The organism is Paenibacillus polymyxa (assembly GCF_001719045.1).
Lineage (GTDB): Bacteria > Bacillota > Bacilli > Paenibacillales > Paenibacillaceae > Paenibacillus > Paenibacillus polymyxa_B.
This window is the reverse complement of record NZ_CP015423.1, coordinates 5,212,437-5,232,127: the sequence shown is the minus strand read 5'-3', so window position 1 is coordinate 5,232,127 and position 19,691 is coordinate 5,212,437. Positions and strand designations below refer to the sequence as shown.

At 47.1% G+C, this 19,691-nt stretch carries 15 protein-coding genes and 1 pseudogene; all 16 read right to left on the bottom strand.

Going from position 1 to position 19,691, the window contains the following annotated elements; all coding sequences use genetic code 11:
* Positions 1 to 451: 451 nt before the first annotated feature.
* The 16 genes and pseudogenes from AOU00_RS23710 to AOU00_RS23640 all read right to left on the bottom strand — a co-directional run bounded on the left by AOU00_RS23710 (position 452) and on the right by AOU00_RS23640 (position 19,679).
* Complete coding sequence (locus AOU00_RS23710; protein WP_069291802.1) at positions 452 to 946, bottom strand: RDD family protein; 495 nt, start codon at positions 944 to 946, stop codon at positions 452 to 454.
* A 400-nt stretch (positions 947 to 1,346) separates the two neighbouring features.
* Positions 1,347 to 2,483 carry a glycoside hydrolase family 88 protein gene (locus AOU00_RS23705; protein ID WP_069291801.1) on the bottom strand — a complete coding sequence of 379 codons (1,137 nt, stop codon included), beginning with the start codon at positions 2,481 to 2,483 and terminating at the stop codon, positions 1,347 to 1,349.
* A 56-nt stretch (positions 2,484 to 2,539) separates the two neighbouring features.
* Positions 2,540 to 4,450, bottom strand: a complete 1,911-nt coding sequence (locus AOU00_RS23700; RefSeq protein WP_069291800.1) for a glycosyl hydrolase — start codon at positions 4,448 to 4,450, stop codon at positions 2,540 to 2,542.
* Between the two features lie 28 nt (positions 4,451 to 4,478).
* The gene (locus AOU00_RS23695; protein ID WP_069291799.1) at positions 4,479 to 6,383 is read right to left on the bottom strand and encodes a heparinase II/III domain-containing protein; all 1,905 of its coding nucleotides are present in this window, start codon (positions 6,381 to 6,383) and stop codon (positions 4,479 to 4,481) included.
* A gap of 208 nt (positions 6,384 to 6,591) precedes the next feature.
* Positions 6,592 to 7,584 (bottom strand): cation diffusion facilitator family transporter, encoded by a 993-nt coding sequence (locus AOU00_RS23690; RefSeq protein ID WP_069291798.1) that lies wholly within the window; start codon positions 7,582 to 7,584, stop codon positions 6,592 to 6,594.
* Positions 7,585 to 7,831: 247 nt separating this feature from the next.
* Positions 7,832 to 8,101: a 30S ribosomal protein S14 gene (gene rpsN, locus AOU00_RS23685; RefSeq protein ID WP_069291797.1), complete on the bottom strand. Its 270-nt coding sequence runs from the start codon at positions 8,099 to 8,101 to the stop codon at positions 7,832 to 7,834.
* A 263-nt stretch (positions 8,102 to 8,364) separates the two neighbouring features.
* Positions 8,365 to 9,333 carry an ABC transporter ATP-binding protein gene (locus tag AOU00_RS23680; RefSeq protein WP_069291796.1) on the bottom strand — a complete coding sequence of 323 codons (969 nt, stop codon included), beginning with the start codon at positions 9,331 to 9,333 and terminating at the stop codon, positions 8,365 to 8,367.
* Positions 9,326 to 10,309 carry an ABC transporter ATP-binding protein gene (locus AOU00_RS23675; RefSeq protein ID WP_069291795.1) on the bottom strand — a complete coding sequence of 328 codons (984 nt, stop codon included), beginning with the start codon at positions 10,307 to 10,309 and terminating at the stop codon, positions 9,326 to 9,328. Before AOU00_RS23675 ends, AOU00_RS23680 begins: the two co-directional genes overlap by 8 nt.
* A gap of 13 nt (positions 10,310 to 10,322) precedes the next feature.
* A complete protein-coding gene (opp4C, locus tag AOU00_RS23670) occupies positions 10,323 to 11,249 on the bottom strand; it encodes an oligopeptide ABC transporter permease (RefSeq protein WP_069291794.1) in 927 nt (308 codons plus the stop codon).
* A gap of 15 nt (positions 11,250 to 11,264) precedes the next feature.
* Positions 11,265 to 12,218 carry an ABC transporter permease gene (locus AOU00_RS23665; protein WP_061831922.1) on the bottom strand — a complete coding sequence of 318 codons (954 nt, stop codon included), beginning with the start codon at positions 12,216 to 12,218 and terminating at the stop codon, positions 11,265 to 11,267.
* 107 nt (positions 12,219 to 12,325) lie between these two features.
* Positions 12,326 to 14,047, bottom strand: coding sequence for an ABC transporter substrate-binding protein (locus tag AOU00_RS23660; RefSeq protein WP_172828314.1), 1,722 nt, complete (start codon positions 14,045 to 14,047; stop codon positions 12,326 to 12,328).
* A gap of 202 nt (positions 14,048 to 14,249) precedes the next feature.
* Positions 14,250 to 15,185 carry an ArsR family transcriptional regulator gene (locus tag AOU00_RS23655; protein WP_069291792.1) on the bottom strand — a complete coding sequence of 312 codons (936 nt, stop codon included), beginning with the start codon at positions 15,183 to 15,185 and terminating at the stop codon, positions 14,250 to 14,252.
* 189 nt (positions 15,186 to 15,374) lie between these two features.
* Complete coding sequence (locus AOU00_RS23650) at positions 15,375 to 16,772, bottom strand: discoidin domain-containing protein (RefSeq protein WP_069291791.1); 1,398 nt, start codon at positions 16,770 to 16,772, stop codon at positions 15,375 to 15,377.
* 326 nt (positions 16,773 to 17,098) lie between these two features.
* Positions 17,099 to 17,285 (bottom strand): annotated as a pseudogene (locus tag AOU00_RS27620) (dockerin); the annotation flags it as partial.
* A 163-nt stretch (positions 17,286 to 17,448) separates the two neighbouring features.
* On the bottom strand, positions 17,449 to 18,606 hold the full coding sequence (locus AOU00_RS23645; RefSeq protein WP_069291790.1) for an amidohydrolase: 1,158 nt from the start codon (positions 18,604 to 18,606) through the stop codon (positions 17,449 to 17,451).
* A 56-nt stretch (positions 18,607 to 18,662) separates the two neighbouring features.
* Positions 18,663 to 19,679: an LLM class flavin-dependent oxidoreductase gene (locus tag AOU00_RS23640; RefSeq protein WP_061830373.1), complete on the bottom strand. Its 1,017-nt coding sequence runs from the start codon at positions 19,677 to 19,679 to the stop codon at positions 18,663 to 18,665.
* Positions 19,680 to 19,691 lie beyond the last annotated feature (12 nt).

The following is a 19,691-nucleotide window of genomic DNA, read 5'->3' as shown; positions in this document are numbered from 1 at the left end:
CATAATGTGCATCCTTTCATTATAACGCAAAACAAGCTAAAAAGAACATGAAAACTGTAAGAACAGCTTACATTTTTTATTTCGCTATAAGAATCCCTTTAAAATAAAGGGACATACTTTTGTCTGAGTGAGACGCTACGTGTAGCATTTGATCCTACGATCGCTGTTGCCCCAGGATTCTCAGATTTTCATAAACCTTTTAAAAGGTAAGAATCCCATGGCAAAGGCGAACGCTACGCTTCTCCATATTCAAATCCTCCACTACGCTGCACACCACCGTAGTATCGTTATTTTATAAATGAAAAATGTCTTGCTTTCCTGACAAAAAAAGTAAAACACCATAACAAAATGAAAAAACAAATAACCACCTAATGTATTGCAAGCATTAGCTGGTTTCTTGTTAATTGAAGAATATACATTAAACAGAAGCTTTGGTGATCTCCTCTAATACTTACAGAAAAGACGATTGCTGCCCATATCGCTGCAATTCTTTTTTATGTACAACAAAGGTGTTGGTACAAAGATCGTGGAGTCCCTGTTTTTTAGCAGTAAAAGCAACCACAATATAAATAATATGAGCAATTACAAAAGAAATAGCCTTAATCCAATAACGCCCTGAGGCGTGTAAAAATCCAAGACGTTTTCCTTCCTTGTCCACGACAACCAAAGAGAACGCAAGCTTACCCGGTGTAGCCTGTACTTTCGATGATTCCCATAAACCACAATACAGCCATGGTAGCACGAGCCAAAAAATCAGCGGCATCCAAATTAAAAACTCTAATATGAAGCCAGTCTCCTCTATGCCCAGTAGGTCTGGAGTAATAGAAAGCATACTCCCTACTAAAATGACTAATAAAGTCATGATGATCAGATCAATCAAAAACGCTGCTGTTCTTATCCAAAATCCTCCGTATATTCTTTTTGTACTATCGCTCATTGCTGTCATGATATGTATAACTCCTTTTGCAAATGAGACTTAAAAATCCAGTTTATCCCTTTATCCAAGAAGGTATCATACGGTTACCCACCTATATTGTCAATTTACGAGCAAATGCTCTTAAACAAGTAAAAGGACCTATTTCCATGCATCAAAATGAAAATTTTCATAGGAATTAAGAGCTTATATACAATGATTTTTCTCTGATTGGGCACAAAATAAGCGCAGCTATGATCTCTTAACTACCCATAAGTAGTACTTTGGCATCGAAATAAATCCAGCCTTTTCATGCATAAAAAAACAGCGTATATGTAAATGAAATTACACACACGCTGTCTCACAATTCATTCCGTAAATCTGACTAATTATAGGACGATTAAAAATGAGTTCGTTCTTGCACGCTTATACACTATATTTTTTTGCATTCAACACTAAACAAACCTTCTTCACCGCGCAGCTTTGCCAATGCCTCGACAAAGAAATAATCGCCATAGATAATGGGAACGTTGATGTATTTTTGCTCAGGATAATGTACGGTCCCGTTCAACAGCAATCCCTCATGCTCCTCGCCCCACGCTGTACACGTATGATGCAAGCCCTCGAGGATAGATTCTGCAGCTTCTGTAAAATGCTCCGCACGCGCCGAATATTTTGCTAGCTCCAGCAAACCACTGGCCGCAATTGCCGCAGCCGATGAATCCCATGCCCCGCGGTGCTCTTCCTCTGCTCTAAAATCCCACACAGGCAGGCAAGCATCACCCAGCTGGGATAGAAAAAAATCAGCCGTGTTCTCGGCCACCTTCAAATAACGCGAATCGCGCGTGTACCCGTACGAAAGCGTAAAACCATACAAAGCCCAAGCCGTGCCGCGTGCCCAGGCAGAACCGGGAGCAAATCCCTGTCCGCCATGCTCGGCGACCTTTTTTCCAATCTCCGGATCGAATTCGACTACATGTGCGATAGAGCCGTCCGAACGGACAAATTCACGTGCTATGGTATCTGTATGCTGCACAGCGAGAGCGGCAAAACGTGGATCTCCACTTTCCTCCGAAGCCCAATAAAGCAAGGGTAGATTCATCATACTGTCTATAATCGCAACGCCCCGTGTATCCATGCCCTTCGAGGGAAAGTTCCACGCGCGAATAAAACGGCCATTCACGTTAAAACGGGCAGCCAGCAGATTGGCAGCCAACAACCCACGTCTTCTGGACTCTGAATCTCCGGTCAGCCGATGGGCGGCCACACCGCTGAGCAGCCAAATAAAGCCAAGATCATGGTCTACAGCTTCGCTATTATAGAGTATTTTTTCCAAACGACCCTCGCACCGCTGTGCAATCCCGGCAGCCACACTGTCAGGACGCGCCCGATTGACTAGCCATAGCAGCCCCGGATAAAAACCTGCTGTCCACCACGCTTCTTCACGATTATCATAACGTCCACCCTCAGCAACATGTGGAAAAGCATCTCCCAGTCTTGCCGCCAAGGCAAGCGTCTTATCCAAAGCCAGCTCCCACGATTGCTCCAGCCACGCTTCTACTTTTGTCATTTCTTTTTCCTCTCCTTTTTCCACGTGTTAAATCATATTTATGGCTCTAGCTCTATCTATTCAGGTAACCGAATGATAAAGGAAATGCGATTACTTTCACATTCCAGACGCGCTCCCTTAAGTAAACCATTCCGACAGGCCACAGAAGCTAATTCTTCCGGCCATACCACGCTCGTTCCTTCCGTCGTCGGGATGACTTCGAGGCTTGCACCTGCGTATTCTACTCGAATGCTTTCCGTTTCTTTCCCGGCTGACATGACATGATGAATAACGCTGCGCTCCCGACCGTCATACGCCATTAAGGGAATAAGCGCCCCTACATTCTGAATATTGCCTTGAAGCTCATACGCCACTTCAATTTTGCCGGGTACCTGACGATAATGCGTTCGGATTTCCCTCACTCCCGGGAATGGGCCTTTCCACAGGAGTGTAAAATCCGTTGCTCCGTCAGACGCTGAGCTTTGTTCCATCTGTACGGTTCCTCCACCATCCTGCGGGTCAATCCCTCCATCCCGGTCGAACTCCAGCGTACCGGGAATACCTTCCGACAAGCTGTGCCACTTTCCGTCCTCCGTTTGCCAGGCCGGGGTATAGCTTAGCGGGAAAATATCTCCCTCCGCGAAGCCTGTAAAGCCACGGTCTGCATGACCTGCTGAGGACGGACCGATCAGCGACGGCAACGCAGACTGCTGAATTCGCACGATGCCCGGAACATTGTACGGATCGTTGACCGATGTTTGCACAAGCATTTGCTGCCCCTCTACGGCTGCAATGACAGTCTGGAACCAACCGTCCGTTGCCAACACCCGGCTGCCGATCTCCGCCGGGATGAAGGTTGGGGAAATGCGATCCATCTCCTCACCATGTAGAAGGGTGTGGGCCAGCACAGCCGTCGTCCACAGACTGTAGCAGGTATGATTCGAGTACACCTCAAAGCCATGCCGTGCCTCGGACGAATAATGGTTGCGGACGATATGCAGCTTGCCGTCATCGGTCTGCCAGCGGCTAATCGCTTGCCAGCATAGATCTGCTGCCCGTCGGAACGCACCTGCGAGCCCATGCTCTCCTGCTGTAAAAGCCTGCTGAGCATGTGTTGTAAAGACAAAGGCCGCGGCCGCTTCGTTCCACTGATGCTGCGCGCTTCTTCCACGCGGCGGAATTTCCCCGTGCGGGGATAGCGCCAGCAATGTGCTGAGCGCTCCCCTGCGAAGGTGGTCACGCAGTTCGAGTGCGCAGCTGCCATCATATCCGTTCTCCAGCATCACGCCCAAATGAAAACGTGTAACGATATCGTAGGCAAATGGGCTATTGGGCCGATCCAGCGGTCCATCCTGATACAGGCCCAACCCGGTAAAACGAGGCAAATGGTAGCTGCGGATATACGTCTCCATCCATTCCGAATCGGCTGCAATTCCTTCCGCTGCACGCAAAAACTCGCCGGAAATCATAATCGCATTCCAGTTGATCATCCGGTTCGGATTTTTCATTTTACTCATCGTAAAAATGTAGGTCTGCTCCGGCTGAATCCTGCTCAGTTGCTGTTTCCAAGCCGTGGCTTGCTCTGGCAGCAGATTTTTAAGGAGCCGATACGCGCCCATTATCATAATTGGAAAAAAGTCTGGGTGGTGATCTGGAGCTTTTTCCTCCACTACACAAGCTATGCTATGCGTCAAGGCCGCAGCAGCAGATTCCAGTAAATCATGCCGGCCTTCTTTGACCAACACCGTCGCTGCCAACGCATAGGACGGGGTGGAGTAGTACCGTTCACTTTCAGAATGGGGGTCAATGATAGCTCCGGTATCATCCTGATGCAGGGCATATGCGCGAACCAGCTTTTCCAGCACGGCCAGCTTACGTTGGTGAGTCCATCCGTCATTCACTCGATTGGGCGCGCTTTCCACCTGTTCTATAAATCTCTCCAGCTCCGTCTGCCAAGGGTACACGCTGCCTGTCTGCAGCTTATTCATCCTGTCTGCCTCCCATTCAAAATGAAAATTAATGTATGGTAAAAAACAGATTGCAATCTACGCTTGCAGAATCGCTCCAGTGATTGGAGTCTAGTTGCAGCGATGTTTTATAAAACACAAAGGGAGCTCCGTCATAATCTATGTGCTTCACAGCCTCCAACCCCGCCCGCAGCACGCCGGCATCATAATCTAGCCTGACGACTGCGTTCGCTCCCTTCCATTCTACGAAGCCTGTTCCCAGATTAGGCTGAATACAACTGATGAAAAACTCCTCCACATCCCATGACTTCATGCTCACGCCAGACGTTTCAAACTCAAAATGATCGGTGACGGTAAGCCTTGCCCCCTCGTTTCCCTCCAGCACATTCCATATAAAGGAGCGGGTGAAGACCGCCAATTCTTTTACGGGATAAGCAGATGTCAAATCAAGCTTAAGCCTTGTGCCCGTCTGTACCTCCTTCTGCTCATCCAAAGCAATATCCAGCACAGCCGCCTTTGCCTGTGCTCCCGATTGCTGCATAGTCCCATTGATGACAGGCACGGAATGACCGCCGGAGGAGATATTGATAATCGACTCTCGTCCCGATGAAAAATAGGCTTTCGTGTACAAGCCTGCTCCCAGATCACACAATATATTTTCGCCACCGCCATGAAGGATGAAATGTCCAAGATCGTTATGATTGTGCGGTTCATTGTTATGCCCAGCCTTCGCTGAAAAAGCAAGCATGACACCTGGTTCACCCTTTTGGCTTCCGGGTCCACTATGGCTGGAACTGCGGCTGCGGCACATCAGCCAACCGAGTTGCGGCAAATAATTAGCAACGGTCTCACCGCTCCCAAATGCCAAAGAATTCGTCCAAACCAGGTTACGCAATACATGAGCCCAGCGGCGACAGGGGTCTTCCAACAGACCAGGTACGCGGAAAGGGAGTGTAGATGGTCGTTCTTGCAATGAATTCAACTGAGAGATGAGTCCGGAAGGCAATCGTTCAGTTTCACTACTGTCCGAATAATTAGCGAAAATTCCATTCGACAGATGAACCCGCTCCCCAAAGGCTGCAATTTGCCTAATCTTTTTCGAGTTCAGAATATCCACAGCTCCCTCGGTAAACTCACGCAGCATATCGGCAAAATAAATGAAATAACCAAAGCCGTACACCCAGTATCCTACGCCTTCGGGGCATCCCCCGTCCTCACTATAGCCTGCCAAAAAACAATCCAGCGCGCCCAGCATACTCTCGATGGCTACCGCTCTGGAAGAGTCATCTTCTACCAGCAGCAGTGCTACAATTCCGCAACCGGAAGCACATACTGCCGACCAGTTATGATCTGCGGTTTCCCATCCAAAATGACGAGGCTTCCAAAAAACAGGTTCCAGTACACGACGTTCGATCTCTTCGTGCACCTGAGCGACCACATGGCTAGCCAGTTGTTCTCCTAGCAGCAATAAAATTTCAACCAGCGTTTGTGCTGTTTCGGACGCGAATAAATCCACCTGCTGCCAAGGCGGTGTTACGGTGTCCTCTTCATTGACATGTGCAGGAAGCGCCCATGTGTACTCACTGCATATGTCCAGCAGACCGCTTTCCACCTCTTTCATCTTTCGAGGCTCCGGCTTGACAACAGCTTCCAGCACTATAGCAACCAGTCGTCCACGCCGTTCAAAGTACACATCCTCATACGGCTTGCGCTCTCCTGTATTAGCAAATTGCCGAAACAGAGACAACGGCAGTTCAGGCCATGATGCTTCCCGATTATCTTTACAGACACGCTCAATATCCATCCAAAGCTCGGCGTATATCGGCTCAGAGACAGTCGTCCGTAGCCTTTTTGTCCAATTACTCCTTAACCGTTGCCTTGCTGAATCCTGCATGCCGCCAGCCAGCGCCTTAACGAGCCGCGAAGCAGGCCAAGCCTCCCTCAGAAGACTCATCTGCATTTCCTCCTCATGAGAAGCATTTGTTTCACCCTCTTTTTTTTGTTAACGCTTTCATTGTATCTAACAATCATTGTAAATTCAAAGGGGTAGCAAAACAATTGAGAAAAAATAAAAGAACCTCTATGCCCCGTTGCCGTGGTCATGGAAGTTCTTGTTTTACACTAGTGCCAATCTCCGTCCAGATTCGCTTTGATCATGTTTTCTAAACTGTGGGTTTCTCTTGTTTCCACTTTCTAATCCCGTCATCCTCCAGAATACCCAGTGCTGCATCTGAGATATTAGGATCACGCAGCAAAGCGTCCTCGACTCTAAATTTAATATCGTCAGCATCTGCCAGCGTCATGCCCGGCGTAAGCTCAATCAACCCTTCCACGTGATAATAGCGTCCCTCCTGTAAAATACGCATTTGATAAATATCAGTAACATGCGTATCTGCGAGAATAATGGAAGCCACACGTTCTTCGATATCAGGAGGAGCAGATACACCGATCAAACCTACCATGTTGTCGTAACCGACCCGGAAAGCAACACCGACCATCAGACAACCGATGAGAATACTTGAAATGCCGTCCAGCAGTTTAAAATCTGTCAGCGATGTGACCACCACTGCTAGCAAAGCGAGTACTCCACCCGTTGTTGCTACCAAATCTTCATAGAACACCAGCCGGGTTGGCGGTGCAGCACGCCCCACATGGCGGAACGCAGAGGTGAAAATGCCTAACCCCTTCGCTTCTACTCTGGATTCATGCAGCACTTCTTTCATCGCTTTGCTCCATACAAATCCGTCCACCACCAGTGACAAAATCAGTACTATAACATTAATCCAAAATCCATGTGTAGATTCAGCCGGATGCTGCAGCAAATGAATGCCTTCCAATGCGGTTTCATAGGCCATAATCGTTACGACAATAACGGCAACCATACAGAACAGGTTAATCACTCGTCCAAAGCCGGTAGGAAAGCGTTTTGTCGGTTTTTTCTCTGCCAGTACACTGCCCGCGAATACAAACATTTGATTCACTGCATCCGCAATGGAATGCATCATCGTAGCAAACATAGAACCGCTGCCTGTCAAGGCAAAAGCAATCCCCTTAATCAAGGCAATGCCGGTATTACCTAACGCCGCCGAGCCCGAGGATTTGTTTCCTTTTTTGACCATACTCCAAAAGGAGTCCTCTTTCTGTTTCACTTCCATCTTGTAGCTCCTCCTGAGGTATACATAATGTGATATATCATCGTTTGTTATGTATTATTTTTAACCCGTCCATATTCTACCTAACCATCTGAGGAGAATCAATACAAACGATAATATTTTCCATGGAAAAGGAATGCCCCATGTCCCTACGACATGAAGCATTCCCGTTACAACCTTCTATCAGACATACCCTCAGGTTAACAACACAGATAATCTCCATGCGCTGACGATTGACATAAGTGCCTATTTACCAGCTTGATTTCGTAATTCCTGGAATTTGACCTTTATGTGCCAACTCGCGGAACGCGATTCGAGACAGCTTGAATTTGCGCAAATATCCTCTAGGTCTGCCTGTCAGCTCGCAACGGCTTTTCATGCGGGTTGGAGATGAGTCACGCGGAAGCTTTTGCAAAGCCTCGTAGTCCCCTTTTGCTTTCAATTCACGTCTCAGATCCGCATATTTAGCTACAATTTCCTGGCGTTTCTTCTCTTTTACGACTTTTGACTTCTTGGCCATGTAAAGCTCCTCCTTGTGATATATGCCAATCATGAAGGTTCACCCTCACTACCGCGAGATGGATGAACACGGATATGGACTTGATTTCACATATTAAATAGTAATAATTACGATTAACATTTAATATAACGTTACTCCAGGTGCGTTGTCAACCCAAGCGGTTTGAATCACAACATTAAAAAGCCGTTGAAACAGTAGAACCGATTCATTGTGGTGAACGGTCTGCCGTTTCAACGGCTTTAAAATTTGTTGACTAGCTCTGTTCATTCAGCCAAATGGCAAGCTACCCAGTGATCTGGACGAGCCTCACGATAGAGTGGAATTTCTTTAGAGCAACGATCGATTGCAAAGGGGCAGCGAGTGTGGAACTTACAGCCCGATGGCGGGTTAACCGGACTTGGAACATCCCCCTTGAGCAAAATTCGTTCTCTTTTCAGCTTCGGCACCGGAATAGGTACAGCCGACAGCAACGCCTTCGTATACGGATGCAACGGATTCCCAAATAGCTCGTCACGCGAAGCCGTTTCGACCATGGAGCCTAAATACATCACGCCAATACGGGAACACAAATGTTCTACCACGCTCAAATCATGCGAGATGAACAAATATGTCAGACCTCGTTCGGCCTGCAATTTGGCGAATAGGTTAATAATCTGCGCCTGTATGGACACATCCAGCGCTGATACCGGCTCATCAGCGATAATTAGATCCGGCTGAAGCGCCAGCGCTCGGGCAATGCCGATCCGTTGGCGTTGACCTCCCGAAAATTCATGGGGAAAACGGTCGATATGATACTCTGACAATCCACATAGCTTGAGCACGTCCAGCACAATCTGCCGGACCTCCTCCTTCGTTGCTATACCGTGATCCAGTAACGCCTCACCAATGGCATCACCAATCCGTACACGCGGATTCAGCGAGCTGTACGGGTCTTGAAAGATCAGCTGAATTTTGGGACGAAGTTCCTGCATCCCTTTGGCAGACAGGCTGTGCACATCTACCCCTTTGTATTTTACGGTACCGTCCGTTTTATCCGTCAATCTAACAATCGTGCGGCCCACCGTGCTTTTACCGCTCCCCGATTCCCCTACCAATCCGAAAGTTTCACCCTGACGGATCGTAAAGCTGATATCGTCTACTGCCCGCACATGTCCTGAAGTACGGTTCATAAACCCGGACTTCACCGGAAAGTACGTTTTTAAGCGGTCTATTTCCAACAACGGCTCAGCCATGAACAACCGCCTCCTCATATAACCAGCAGGATGCTTTCTGCTGAGCTGAAACTTCCTTTAATGTAGGATCCTTTACACGACAAATGTCCATGCAATGCCCACAGCGGTCGTGAAAATAACAGAAAGTCGTCAGCTCCAGCGGATTAGGGACCTGCCCGGGAATGGAATACAGTTCCTCTTGGCGCTGATTAAGCACCGGTTTGGATTTTAGTAACCCTTGTGTATAAGGATGCTTGGGATGATTAAACAGCTGTACCACTTCGCCTTCCTCGACGATCTTGCCTGCATACATCACAATGACGTAATCAGCCATTTCGGCGACAACACCCAGATCATGGGTGATTAGCATGAGCGACATATTGGATTGGGCTTTAAATTCACGCAGCATATCCAGGATTTGCGCCTGAATCGTTACATCCAGCGCCGTCGTTGGCTCATCCGCGATAAGCAGCTTGGGACCACAAGAAACAGCAATGGCAATCATAATTCGCTGCAGCATCCCCCCGCTCAGCTCATGCGGATAGCTTTTTAAAATCTGCTCCGGCCGGGATATACCAACCTGTTCGATCAGCTCCAGTGCTCGCTTACGAGCTTCCTTACGGCCCATTTTCAAATGCTCAATCAGTGGTTCGGATAGCTGTTCACCAATGGTCATGACTGGATTCAATGAAGACATCGGCTCCTGAAAGATCATGGATATTTCATGTCCGCGAATCGTGCGCATCTCATTTCTGCTAAGCTCTAGCAGATCGGTTTCCTCAAAGCGGATGCTTCCGCCTGCCACTTTACCACCAGGACTCTGGATCAGACCCATGATGGACATCGCGGTAATACTTTTGCCGCATCCCGATTCACCGACAATGCATACCGTTTCCCCCGGCTTCACACGGAAGCTGATATCATCCACCGCTTTAACCGTTCCTTCTTCTGTATAAAAATGAGTGCTTAAATGTTCAATAGAAAGTAAATTGTCCATGGTGTATGATCACCTACCTCTTATGTTTCGGGTCAAGTACATCCCGCAGCCCGTCACCAAAAATATTAATAGCGATGACTGTAGCAAAAATAGACAGTCCTGGCGGTATCCACAACCACGGTCGTTGCTGAAAATCCAGCACATTGTTAGCGGCATCAATCATATTGCCCCAAGTCGGTGTCGTGGGCAGCACGCCAAGGCCAAAGAAGCTGAGTACAGATTCACTCAAGATAGCTCCGCCAATATTCAATGTAGCGATAACGATCAACAACGGTAAAATATTCGGCAGCAGATGTTTGAACAGCTTTCGACGATTCGAGAGTCCCAGTACCGTCGCGGCTTGCATAAATTCACGTTCCCGCAAACTAAGCATCTGGCCCCTCACCATCCGTGCAATCCCCGGCCAGTTGACTAGACTAAGCATCAACATGACAATATACATCCGCTGATCGGGTGGAACCTTCCAGTCAGATAGCAGCGCGCCCATAATAAATAGCAGGGGCAAACTGGGAATCGTCAGCAGCAAATCAGCAACACGCATAATAATCTGATCCGCAATCCCGCGAAAATATGCGGATATGACCCCCAGCGTAGCCCCCAGAAAGACTGACAATACCATTGAGGCTAAACCCACGGTAAGAGAAATTTGACCTGCTTGCATCACGCGTGTCATCACATCCCGCCCCAGCTTGTCAGTTCCTAACCAGTGATGGATATTGGGCGCCTTGTTCATCATTAATATATTTGTTTTATTATCGGAATAAGGAGAACATAACGGACCGATAAAACAGAGCAAAAACATAAATACCACGACGAGCAGACCAGCCATAGCAAGCTTGTTTCTGAACAGCTGCCGGAGCGCTTGCTGCCACATTGAAGATTTAACAGTTGTTCGCAGTCTGCCGTTGCTCTTGCTCAAATTACTGCTCACGGATGACATTCCTTAGCCCCCTTCTTACACTTTCACACGCGGGTCCGCGATGCGATACAAAATATCGGACAACAGTGTCCCGATCACGCTCAATATGGCAATCAGCATCGTAAAGCCCATAAGTAGCGGATAATCCCGGAGCGAAAAGGATTGCATGTACAACTGACCGATTCCTGGCCAATTAAAAATCTTTTCAATAATCAGGGACCCGCCAAACAGCGCAGGTAATTCGAAGCCAACGAGCGTAATGGCAGGCAGCAATGCATTTCTCAATGCGTGCGTAAAAAGTACCTTTCTTTCCTTTAAGCCCTTTGCACGGGCTGTGCGTATATAATCCTGCTGGATCACGTCGATCATATTGCTACGGAAGTAGCGGGTCAACGACCCCAGTCCCAGCAGCGTCATAACGATCACTGGCAAGGTCATATGCTGGAGAACCTCCTTCACATATTCCATACCTGTAGCGTTACTGCCCGTATTGAGCATGCCACCGGGTGGCAACCACTTCAGGTCAACCGCTGCAATTTTAATCAGATACAACCCGATAAAAAATGAGGGCACAGACATGGCTGCGAAAATCACCACCATTACCAAAGTATCAAACCATGAATACTGCTTATAAGCAGCAACCACACCGATAATGACCGCGATAAACCAGGTCAGGAAGGTCGATACAACGGCCAACAAAAACGAGTTCCAGATATACTCATTAAATAAGGTCAGCACCGGCTTCTGCTGGGCAAGCGAATAACCAAAATTTCCATGCAACGCATTGCCCAGCCAATTTCCATAGCGTTCAAGAATAGGCTTATTCAGGCCGTAAATTCCCCTCAGCTCCGCCTTTCTCTCTGGCGACAGCTTCAGATTGCCGCTAATGAAATCTCCCGGTGTCATGGCATACAGGAAAAAAATCATCATCGAAGCGGCCAACAAAATAATAACCATATATGTCAGTCTTTTCGTTAAAAACGAGCTCATGACAGACTCCTTTCAATTCAAGGTCAGGCTACTCATTACGTTTTCCCCATTTGGGAGGCCCCTTGATCCGAACCTGATGTTCTTCACAAGGGGCCCGCAAATGTGGCTTATTTAAGGGACCATTCGAACAGATTACCAGACAAGCCAATGAACGGACTGACCTTTACATGTTCCATCCGACCATTGTAGGCATACACCGTCTTCTTATAGTTGGTAAAAATAACGGGCAGTTCATCGTTTAGCAGCACATATAATTCTTGATATATTTTCTTCCGTTCTTCCATATTCGTTGTAGACAAGCCTTTTTCATATAGCTCTTTTACCTTTGGATTGTTATATCCCTTGACTTCTCCATTGACGAATTGCTCGATTCCATCTGATGGATCTGTCAGCATGCCTGTCGAGAAGGCGGCAAGATCATAATCTTTACCTTCCACTTTGGCGACCATTGCATTAAAGTCTGCAAAGATTTCCGGTTGAAGGTCAACACCAATCGCTTTGTAATTTTCAGCCGCAAGCGCAATAAAGGTGTCTGTTTCTGGACGTTTAGAGGTCAGCAGGTGAATAGTCAGCTTCTGTCCGTTTTTCTCACGGATACCGTCACTACCTTCTACCCAACCCGCTTCATCCAGCAGCTTTTTTGCTTGCTCCGGGTCGTAGTTGTATGGATTGATTCCATCGGTCGTGTAAGACCAGAATATTGGGGAAGCTGGAATGTTTGCGACCGCCCCTGCTCCCTGAGCTGCGTCGACATAAATGCTTTTCCGATCCAGTCCATAGGTCAATGCTTGACGAACCTTTTTATCCTTAAGCTTTTCATTTTCAAGATTTACTTGCAAATATCCGTAAGTGCTAGGGGTATACGGCAAAATGTTTAAAAAGCCAAGCCCTTTTAGTTTGTCGATATTTTCCTGAGTTGCGGTGAATTGAGAAAAATCGGTATCGCCTGTTTCTATGAATTGCCAAGCGTCGCCTTCTGCTGTTTTGTAAATGAAATGCTGTGTTTTCGGTTTGCCTTTGAAAAAGTAATCATTCGCCTCTAGACGAACTTCTTGCCCCGGAATGAATTTTTCTAACTTATAAGCCCCATTTCCCAGTGGGCTACTATGTAGATTTTTAAAATAATCCAGCTCTCCGAACTTGTAATCCTTGCCGTAGTAGGCTTTGGACAGTACATACTCACCCAGAATCGGCAGAGCCAGCGCGTTTGGTTTTTCCAACGTCGCAGAAATGGTCTGCTCATCAATCACCTTGATTCCTGCAATTTGTTTTGCCTTGCCTTCCGTATAATCTTTGCCGCCTTTAATGTTCAGCTTTCGGATTTGGCTGTCACCAGGATAGGCTTTGTCATAGATCAACGTCCAGGTAAAAGCGACATCCTCAGCTGTCAAAGGAGAGCCATCACTGAATTTTGTACCGGGAACCAGATGAAACCTATACGTTAGATTATCCTTGGAAATATCCCAGCTCTTAGCCAGATTGGGCAGCGGAAGCCCCTTCTCGTCTACCGTGACCAGCGGAGTCCACAACTGCGAAATCACGTTGCCGTCATAGCCGCTTTGGTTAAAATACGGAGTAAACACCCCAGCTGGGTCAGTCAGACCAACAATAATCGTGTCGCTTCTCTTTTGGGACACTTCCGGCAATTTGGATAAATCAGAAGCTTGTACCAGACTTGTTAATGGCTGCGCTGTAGCGGCTGTCTGTGCGGCATCACTATTTTGCGAAGCAGCATCGCTAGCGCTATCTGATCCACCACTAGAGCAAGCTGCTAATAAGGTAGAACTTGCCAGAAGTAGACTGCTGAGTAGAATGATTCTCTTTTTCAAAATAATCCCCCCAAGTTAATTTAGTAAATTCCGATCGAACAAGTTGTAATTAATAAGATAAATCTCATTATAGGAATCTATTCCGGTTCTGTAAAGAGAGAACTCCATTTTTTATGTAAAAAAATAGACGTCCACTCATCTGGATTCCAAATGGTCGACGTCTATTTGTTTAAAGTGTTAAAGTCTAACTGGTGCGTACAGCCTAATTTCGCTCCATATAGCCCAGGATGCTCCGTTGCATTTCATCTACTGCCGAAAGCCGTGCGCTATAGCCGAGCAATGTTTCACCGTCAAAATGTGCATGGATGAAGCCAGAGGCACGAAGCTTAAAAATATGGTCGTGCGTGATTCCCTTGGACAGCTTGAGATGACGGACAATCTCAATAAAGGTGCGTGGAGACTGGCTTTGGTACAAATATTTTAAAATCTTGAGCCTGCTCTTCTCCCCCAAGCTTCGGATCATTCGATATTCCTGTGGGGATAAAAAATCGTCCTCCTGAACATAAATTCTTGCCGAGTAATGGCACAACAGGAGCGACCCAAATCGATAAAAAATATTTATCGGCTGAAAATGATATTGCGGTACCAGCAACACCTGCGTCAGCCCTTCGGAAGGCTCGAATCGGAAGCCATTTGTTGTACGATCCACCCACTCCATAGAGCTATATGCGCCCTTCTCCCGGTTTCTACGTTCTGCTTCCTGTTTCAGCCCGCTTAGAATCCTTGTATCCACATGACGAAAATACTCTTTATCCCAACCGGATAGCAGCTGCAATGCAAGTTTGCGAAGCTTCTCCATGTCGTCAGGCAGCGGTATCCCATAGGCTGATGCCTGTTCGTTTAATTCCTGTACAGTCCGGTTCTCCAGACGGTCTACGACCTCTTCAACGTTCCCCTGATCAGAAAGCATACAGACGAGTCCATAAATAACCTTCCAATCTGCATTGATTTCCAAGGACTCCAGCAATTCGGACAAACCTGGAGACAGCGTTCCACGCACTTGCTCCGCCCACTCGGCTGATAAATCGGTCTTCTTGTAAGCCTTGCGGCAAATAAAGGTGTGTAAGCTGCTGAGCAGCTCAAACACCGGTCCATATGCTACATGTACATCGTAAGGAGCATTCACGTCGTGACTCATCGCTTTCTGTCCTCTTTTCTTTCATATCTGATGTCCATTATACATACTATCGTACACCCGTTCATTCTTAGTGATCCATTCATACGCGAATGTAGCAAAACACAGATACAAATATGAACGTAAACAAGCACCATAATCAAGGCGCAAAAAAAGCCTGATCTCATCAGACTCTAACTGTTCAGCTATGAATTAGAAAAGGTTGTCTCCCACAAATAATCGCAGGAGACAACCTTTGGATACCATTTCAATTCTTAATTTCGTTGTTTTTACAGGCGTAAAAGTGGTTGTATTATACTGGTCTGCCGAAGTACCCAATCCATTAGCCTGCTTGATATTGGACCAGCTACGACCATTCCAATACTTAATCTTGTAAGATTTAGGAACATCAACGCCAGCGCCATCTTGGAACCAATAGACATCCGTTTGGGATAACGTATATTCTTGATCAAAATCATATTGGACCCATTGTGTACCCGTCTCAGGCCAGTTACCATACACGGCATGACTTCGATCATTAGAGCTGGTTGGGTCAAATCCATCATTAAGCGCGCTCACATTTTCCCAAGGCGAAGTATAAGAAGTGCTGACCGTTGCAGCTGGCGCAATGTTTACGTTTTCATCAGGTGATGGATCGATGGGACCCTCATCGCCGTTAGTCACGCTTGGGAAACGAGAAGTATCTTTTTTGAGCTGACTCCAGGTATAACGCAGCATCCAGATATCCCAGTCGGTGATATGATCGGAATTACCGGCCCACATAATAGTGTTCGTTGGGAATCCACCTGGTGGACGCTCATGTTCTTCATAAAAATCGTTTAATCCAAATCCATGCCCAATTTCATGTTCAGTAATCTCAATCTCATCCGAATTCACCGTACTCAGAACGTATTCATCATTCATACGCTGTCCCCAGTCGCCGCCGGCTCCCCCGCCAAAATTTTCTGTGGCCCAGAGATACATATCAAAGCGTTTATCCAATCCACCCGGATACGAATAGTTCGGGTCCGAAAAATGCTCAAATCGCGATATTTCATTAGGTGCAACGGGAAGCGCAGCAGGAATTTCCGGTTTTTCAGAAGCTAGTGTATCTGTAATGGTATCCGTATAAATGACCTCGTCAGGCTGCTTGTCTAGGAGCAGTGAAGGATCGGCAACAGCCCAGCCTACCACTTTTACTTTAATATTCTTATAGGGCCAGCCGTCATATCCTTGAAGATGATCTGTCCAATGGTTCATCTGCCGATCTATCATTCTAGCAATATCCTGGCGTTGCTTCAGTGTAACGGGCTTAGAGGATTGCCAGCGTATAACATAATTAAGAGTCCCTTTTCCCGCAAAAATTTGATCAAAAATCGTATTTTTACGCGCCGTCGAGCCTTCGGTCAACATTCTATTCTTCCAAACCCATTCCACCGATGATTTGAGATAAGCTGGCATGTCAGCCAATGTCGAATCACCCGTTGCCGCACTTACAGAATCCCCGTTTAGATGAGAATCCGCTGATACAAAACTAGCGTTTCCCATCAGTAGTGAACTAGCAATGACTACTGAAAAAGAAGCCATCACCATTCCTTTTCTGTTCAGCATGTATGTACCTCCATATCCATTTGTCTTATTGCAGTAGTTTTCTTGAAACGATGATCTCTATCACCTCTCTTTTCGCATTTACGAACAAATCTAAGAGATCAAGAGTACACTATCAAACCTCCTTGTCGTTTTTTGTAAATAATCACAAATCATATTATTACTGGATTATTGCATCGTCAATATTTTCCTTAATGATTTAAATTAGTCATTTTAATCGTATCTTGGAATATACACATACCCTTTGCATGTACAAAACTAGTATTTTATAAAATGAAAAAACCGTTTATTCACTAAATCAATTCCACAATCCCCGCTGGCTCCGCCTTATCATACCCTTTCAACTGCTTATTCCAATTATTGATTTGCCGACTCAGCATGGAAGCCATATCTTTACGCTGCTGAAGAGTGATATTTTTAAAGGATTGCCAACGCACTACATAAATTTAGCGTTCCTTTTCCCGCATAGATTTGACCAAAAATCAAATTTTTACGGTTGGTTGAGCTACCTTTTATTTTTACGAGACATCTAAAAGGACAACGCTTACTCTCTTATTACACCCACTCTTGATTTTTAATAAAATCACAAAATTATACTATAATTGGAATGATACAGCGTCAAACAAAAATATCCCCTCCTTGTAGAGGGGATAAGTATCCATAGACTAGGCTCGCACTCCTACTCTATGGATATCAATGCCGAATCTGCCAGTGAAGCCAGTAGCTTCGCTGTTCCGGGCAACGCGCGTTCGTCCAGATCAAAGGCAGGATGATGCCATTCCTTGCTTCCCGCAGTGCCAACAAAGACAAATACACCGGGGATGTTCTTCTGATAAAACCCAAAATCCTCGCTCGCCGAGGATGGTATGGGACGAACTACGTCCAGACCGACCGCTTCGGCCGCCTCCTCCGCGATGGCGGCCAACTTACCGTCGTTCAGCACAGGCGGCGGACCCTCGATCCAGCGGATGGTCGCTTTCGTGCCGAAAGCATCGGCAACGCCTTTTACGACCTGCTCGAAGCGCTCAGTCACCTGGGCGCGAACATTCTCGTCAAATGTGCGAATGGTTCCGTCCAAATGGGCTCGGTCTGGAATGATGTTCCAGGCGTTGCCACTGTGTAGCTTCGTGACGCTAATGACCGCGCTATCCAGCGGATTAACGCTCCGACTCACAATGGATTGCAGCGCCGTAATGATATGTGACGATACCACGATGGGGTCAATCCCTGCATGCGGCACTGCCGCATGTGTGCTCAGACCCTCCACCTCGATGTAAAAACCATCCGCCGCTGCCATTAGCGGGCCCTCTTTGATGCCGACCGTGCCTACGGGCAGGTCCGGCTTGTTATGCAGGCCAAATATGGCCTGCACCCCTGCCAACGCACCGCTGTCCAGCACTTGGGCAGCGCCTTTGGCCTTTTCCTCGGCTGGCTGGAACACCAGCCGAACCGTGCCTTTCAGCTCCTGCTCCCGCTGCTTCAGGAGTATGGCTGCTCCTAACAGGGATGCGGTATGAAAGTCATGCCCACAGGCATGCATTTTGCCGGGGTGCACCGAAGCATAAGGCAATCCCGTCTCCTCCTGAATGGGCAACGCATCAATGTCTGCACGAAGCGCAACAGTTGGCCCTTCCTGCTGTCCGCCGATTTCCGCAACTAATCCGGTACGCAGCGGCACATCCAAAATGGTTATGTTCTGTTCTTCCAGCAGACGGCGGATAAAGGCGGTAGTTTCAACCTCCTCGTTAGATAGCTCGGGATTTCGATGCAGATGGCGGCGAATGTCCACCAACTTCTGCTCCAAAACCTGCTCCTTCGTCCCGGTTGATCCACTCATCCCTATTCCTCCTTCGTGAACCCAAAATAGTTACAATTCTCTCAGACCAACAACATCTAGGACTGCACAGGCAATCCGGCAAAAGCTTCATGCAACAACTCGAACGAGCGCACACGCTTGTGTATATCTCTTATTCCTGTCGTAACGATCAGCTCATCGGCCTGATACTTCGCTTGAATTTCCGTCAGCACTGCATAGATTTCGTCTTTATTCCCTTTGTTAATTTGCGCTTGTGTAGCTTCAATTGTATATTCTTCACCCGATTGCTTGCCAAACTCTTCTGCACTTTCCAGCGTGCCCACCGTAGCCGTCTTGCCACTGGCCAGATGAATTTTGTACAGCTTGTGTTCACCTGCTAACTCCGCAGCTTCCTCGGAAGTGTCCGCTACAATGACTGAAAGCGCAAAAAGAGCTTTCGGCTCACGTCCATAACTATAATCGAAAGACGCCCGATACGTACGGAATGATTCCAATGCAACCTGCTCATTACTATTGATAAATTGCGAGAAAACGTAGGGCAACCCCAAACGCGCAGCAATTCCAGCACTGTCTGTACTTGTACCCAAAACGTAAATATCCGCTGGTATTTCTGGAATCGGATTCGCCTGTAACCCGGCTAACGGTCCTTCTTCAGACGGAATATTATGAATATAGCGACTTACTTCATCAATTTTTTCTTCGAGAGAAGGCGCATCATGAACGTTTCGTTGTAACGCCTGTGTGGATTTCGGCAACCCGCCCGGTGCGCGTCCGATTCCCAAATCTACGCGACCCGGTGCAAGAGAGGACAGCACATTAAAGTTTTCAGCTACTTTATAAGGGCTGTAATGCTGAAGCATCACTCCACCAGAACCGACTTTAATACGCTCAGTGCGTGCCAGCAAATGGGAAATGAGTACCTCTGGCGAAGAGCCCGCAACCTGCTCGGAATCGTGATGCTCTGATACCCAGAAGCGCGTAAATCCCAATTCCTCTACACGCTGTGCTAGCTTAATCGTATTACGAAGGGCCTGCGCTGCCGTTTCCCCCTCGTGTATAGGGCTTTGATCCAATACTCCGATTTTAATACTCATGTCTCCCTCTCC

Bases quoted from the DNA above. Each gene is read 5' to 3' on its own strand.
- opp4C (WP_069291794.1), bottom strand. From the start codon at position 11,249: ATGTCATCCGTGAGCAGTAATTTGAGCAAGAGCAACGGCAGACTGCGA.
- rpsN (WP_069291797.1), bottom strand. From the start codon at position 8,101: ATGGCCAAGAAGTCAAAAGTCGTAAAAGAGAAGAAACGCCAGGAAATT.
- AOU00_RS23705 (WP_069291801.1), bottom strand. From the start codon at position 2,483: ATGACAAAAGTAGAAGCGTGGCTGGAGCAATCGTGGGAGCTGGCTTTG.
- AOU00_RS23680 (WP_069291796.1), bottom strand. From the start codon at position 9,333: ATGGCTGAGCCGTTGTTGGAAATAGACCGCTTAAAAACGTACTTTCCG.
- AOU00_RS23700 (WP_069291800.1), bottom strand. From the start codon at position 4,450: ATGAATAAGCTGCAGACAGGCAGCGTGTACCCTTGGCAGACGGAGCTG.
- AOU00_RS23655 (WP_069291792.1), bottom strand. From the start codon at position 15,185: ATGAGTCACGACGTGAATGCTCCTTACGATGTACATGTAGCATATGGA.
- AOU00_RS23650 (WP_069291791.1), bottom strand. From the start codon at position 16,772: ATGCTGAACAGAAAAGGAATGGTGATGGCTTCTTTTTCAGTAGTCATT.
- AOU00_RS23640 (WP_061830373.1), bottom strand. From the start codon at position 19,679: ATGAGTATTAAAATCGGAGTATTGGATCAAAGCCCTATACACGAGGGG.
- AOU00_RS23645 (WP_069291790.1), bottom strand. From the start codon at position 18,606: ATGAGTGGATCAACCGGGACGAAGGAGCAGGTTTTGGAGCAGAAGTTG.
- AOU00_RS23665 (WP_061831922.1), bottom strand. From the start codon at position 12,218: ATGAGCTCGTTTTTAACGAAAAGACTGACATATATGGTTATTATTTTG.
- AOU00_RS23690 (WP_069291798.1), bottom strand. From the start codon at position 7,584: ATGGAAGTGAAACAGAAAGAGGACTCCTTTTGGAGTATGGTCAAAAAA.
- AOU00_RS23675 (WP_069291795.1), bottom strand. From the start codon at position 10,309: ATGGACAATTTACTTTCTATTGAACATTTAAGCACTCATTTTTATACA.
- AOU00_RS23695 (WP_069291799.1), bottom strand. From the start codon at position 6,383: ATGAGTCTTCTGAGGGAGGCTTGGCCTGCTTCGCGGCTCGTTAAGGCG.
- AOU00_RS23710 (WP_069291802.1), bottom strand. From the start codon at position 946: ATGACAGCAATGAGCGATAGTACAAAAAGAATATACGGAGGATTTTGG.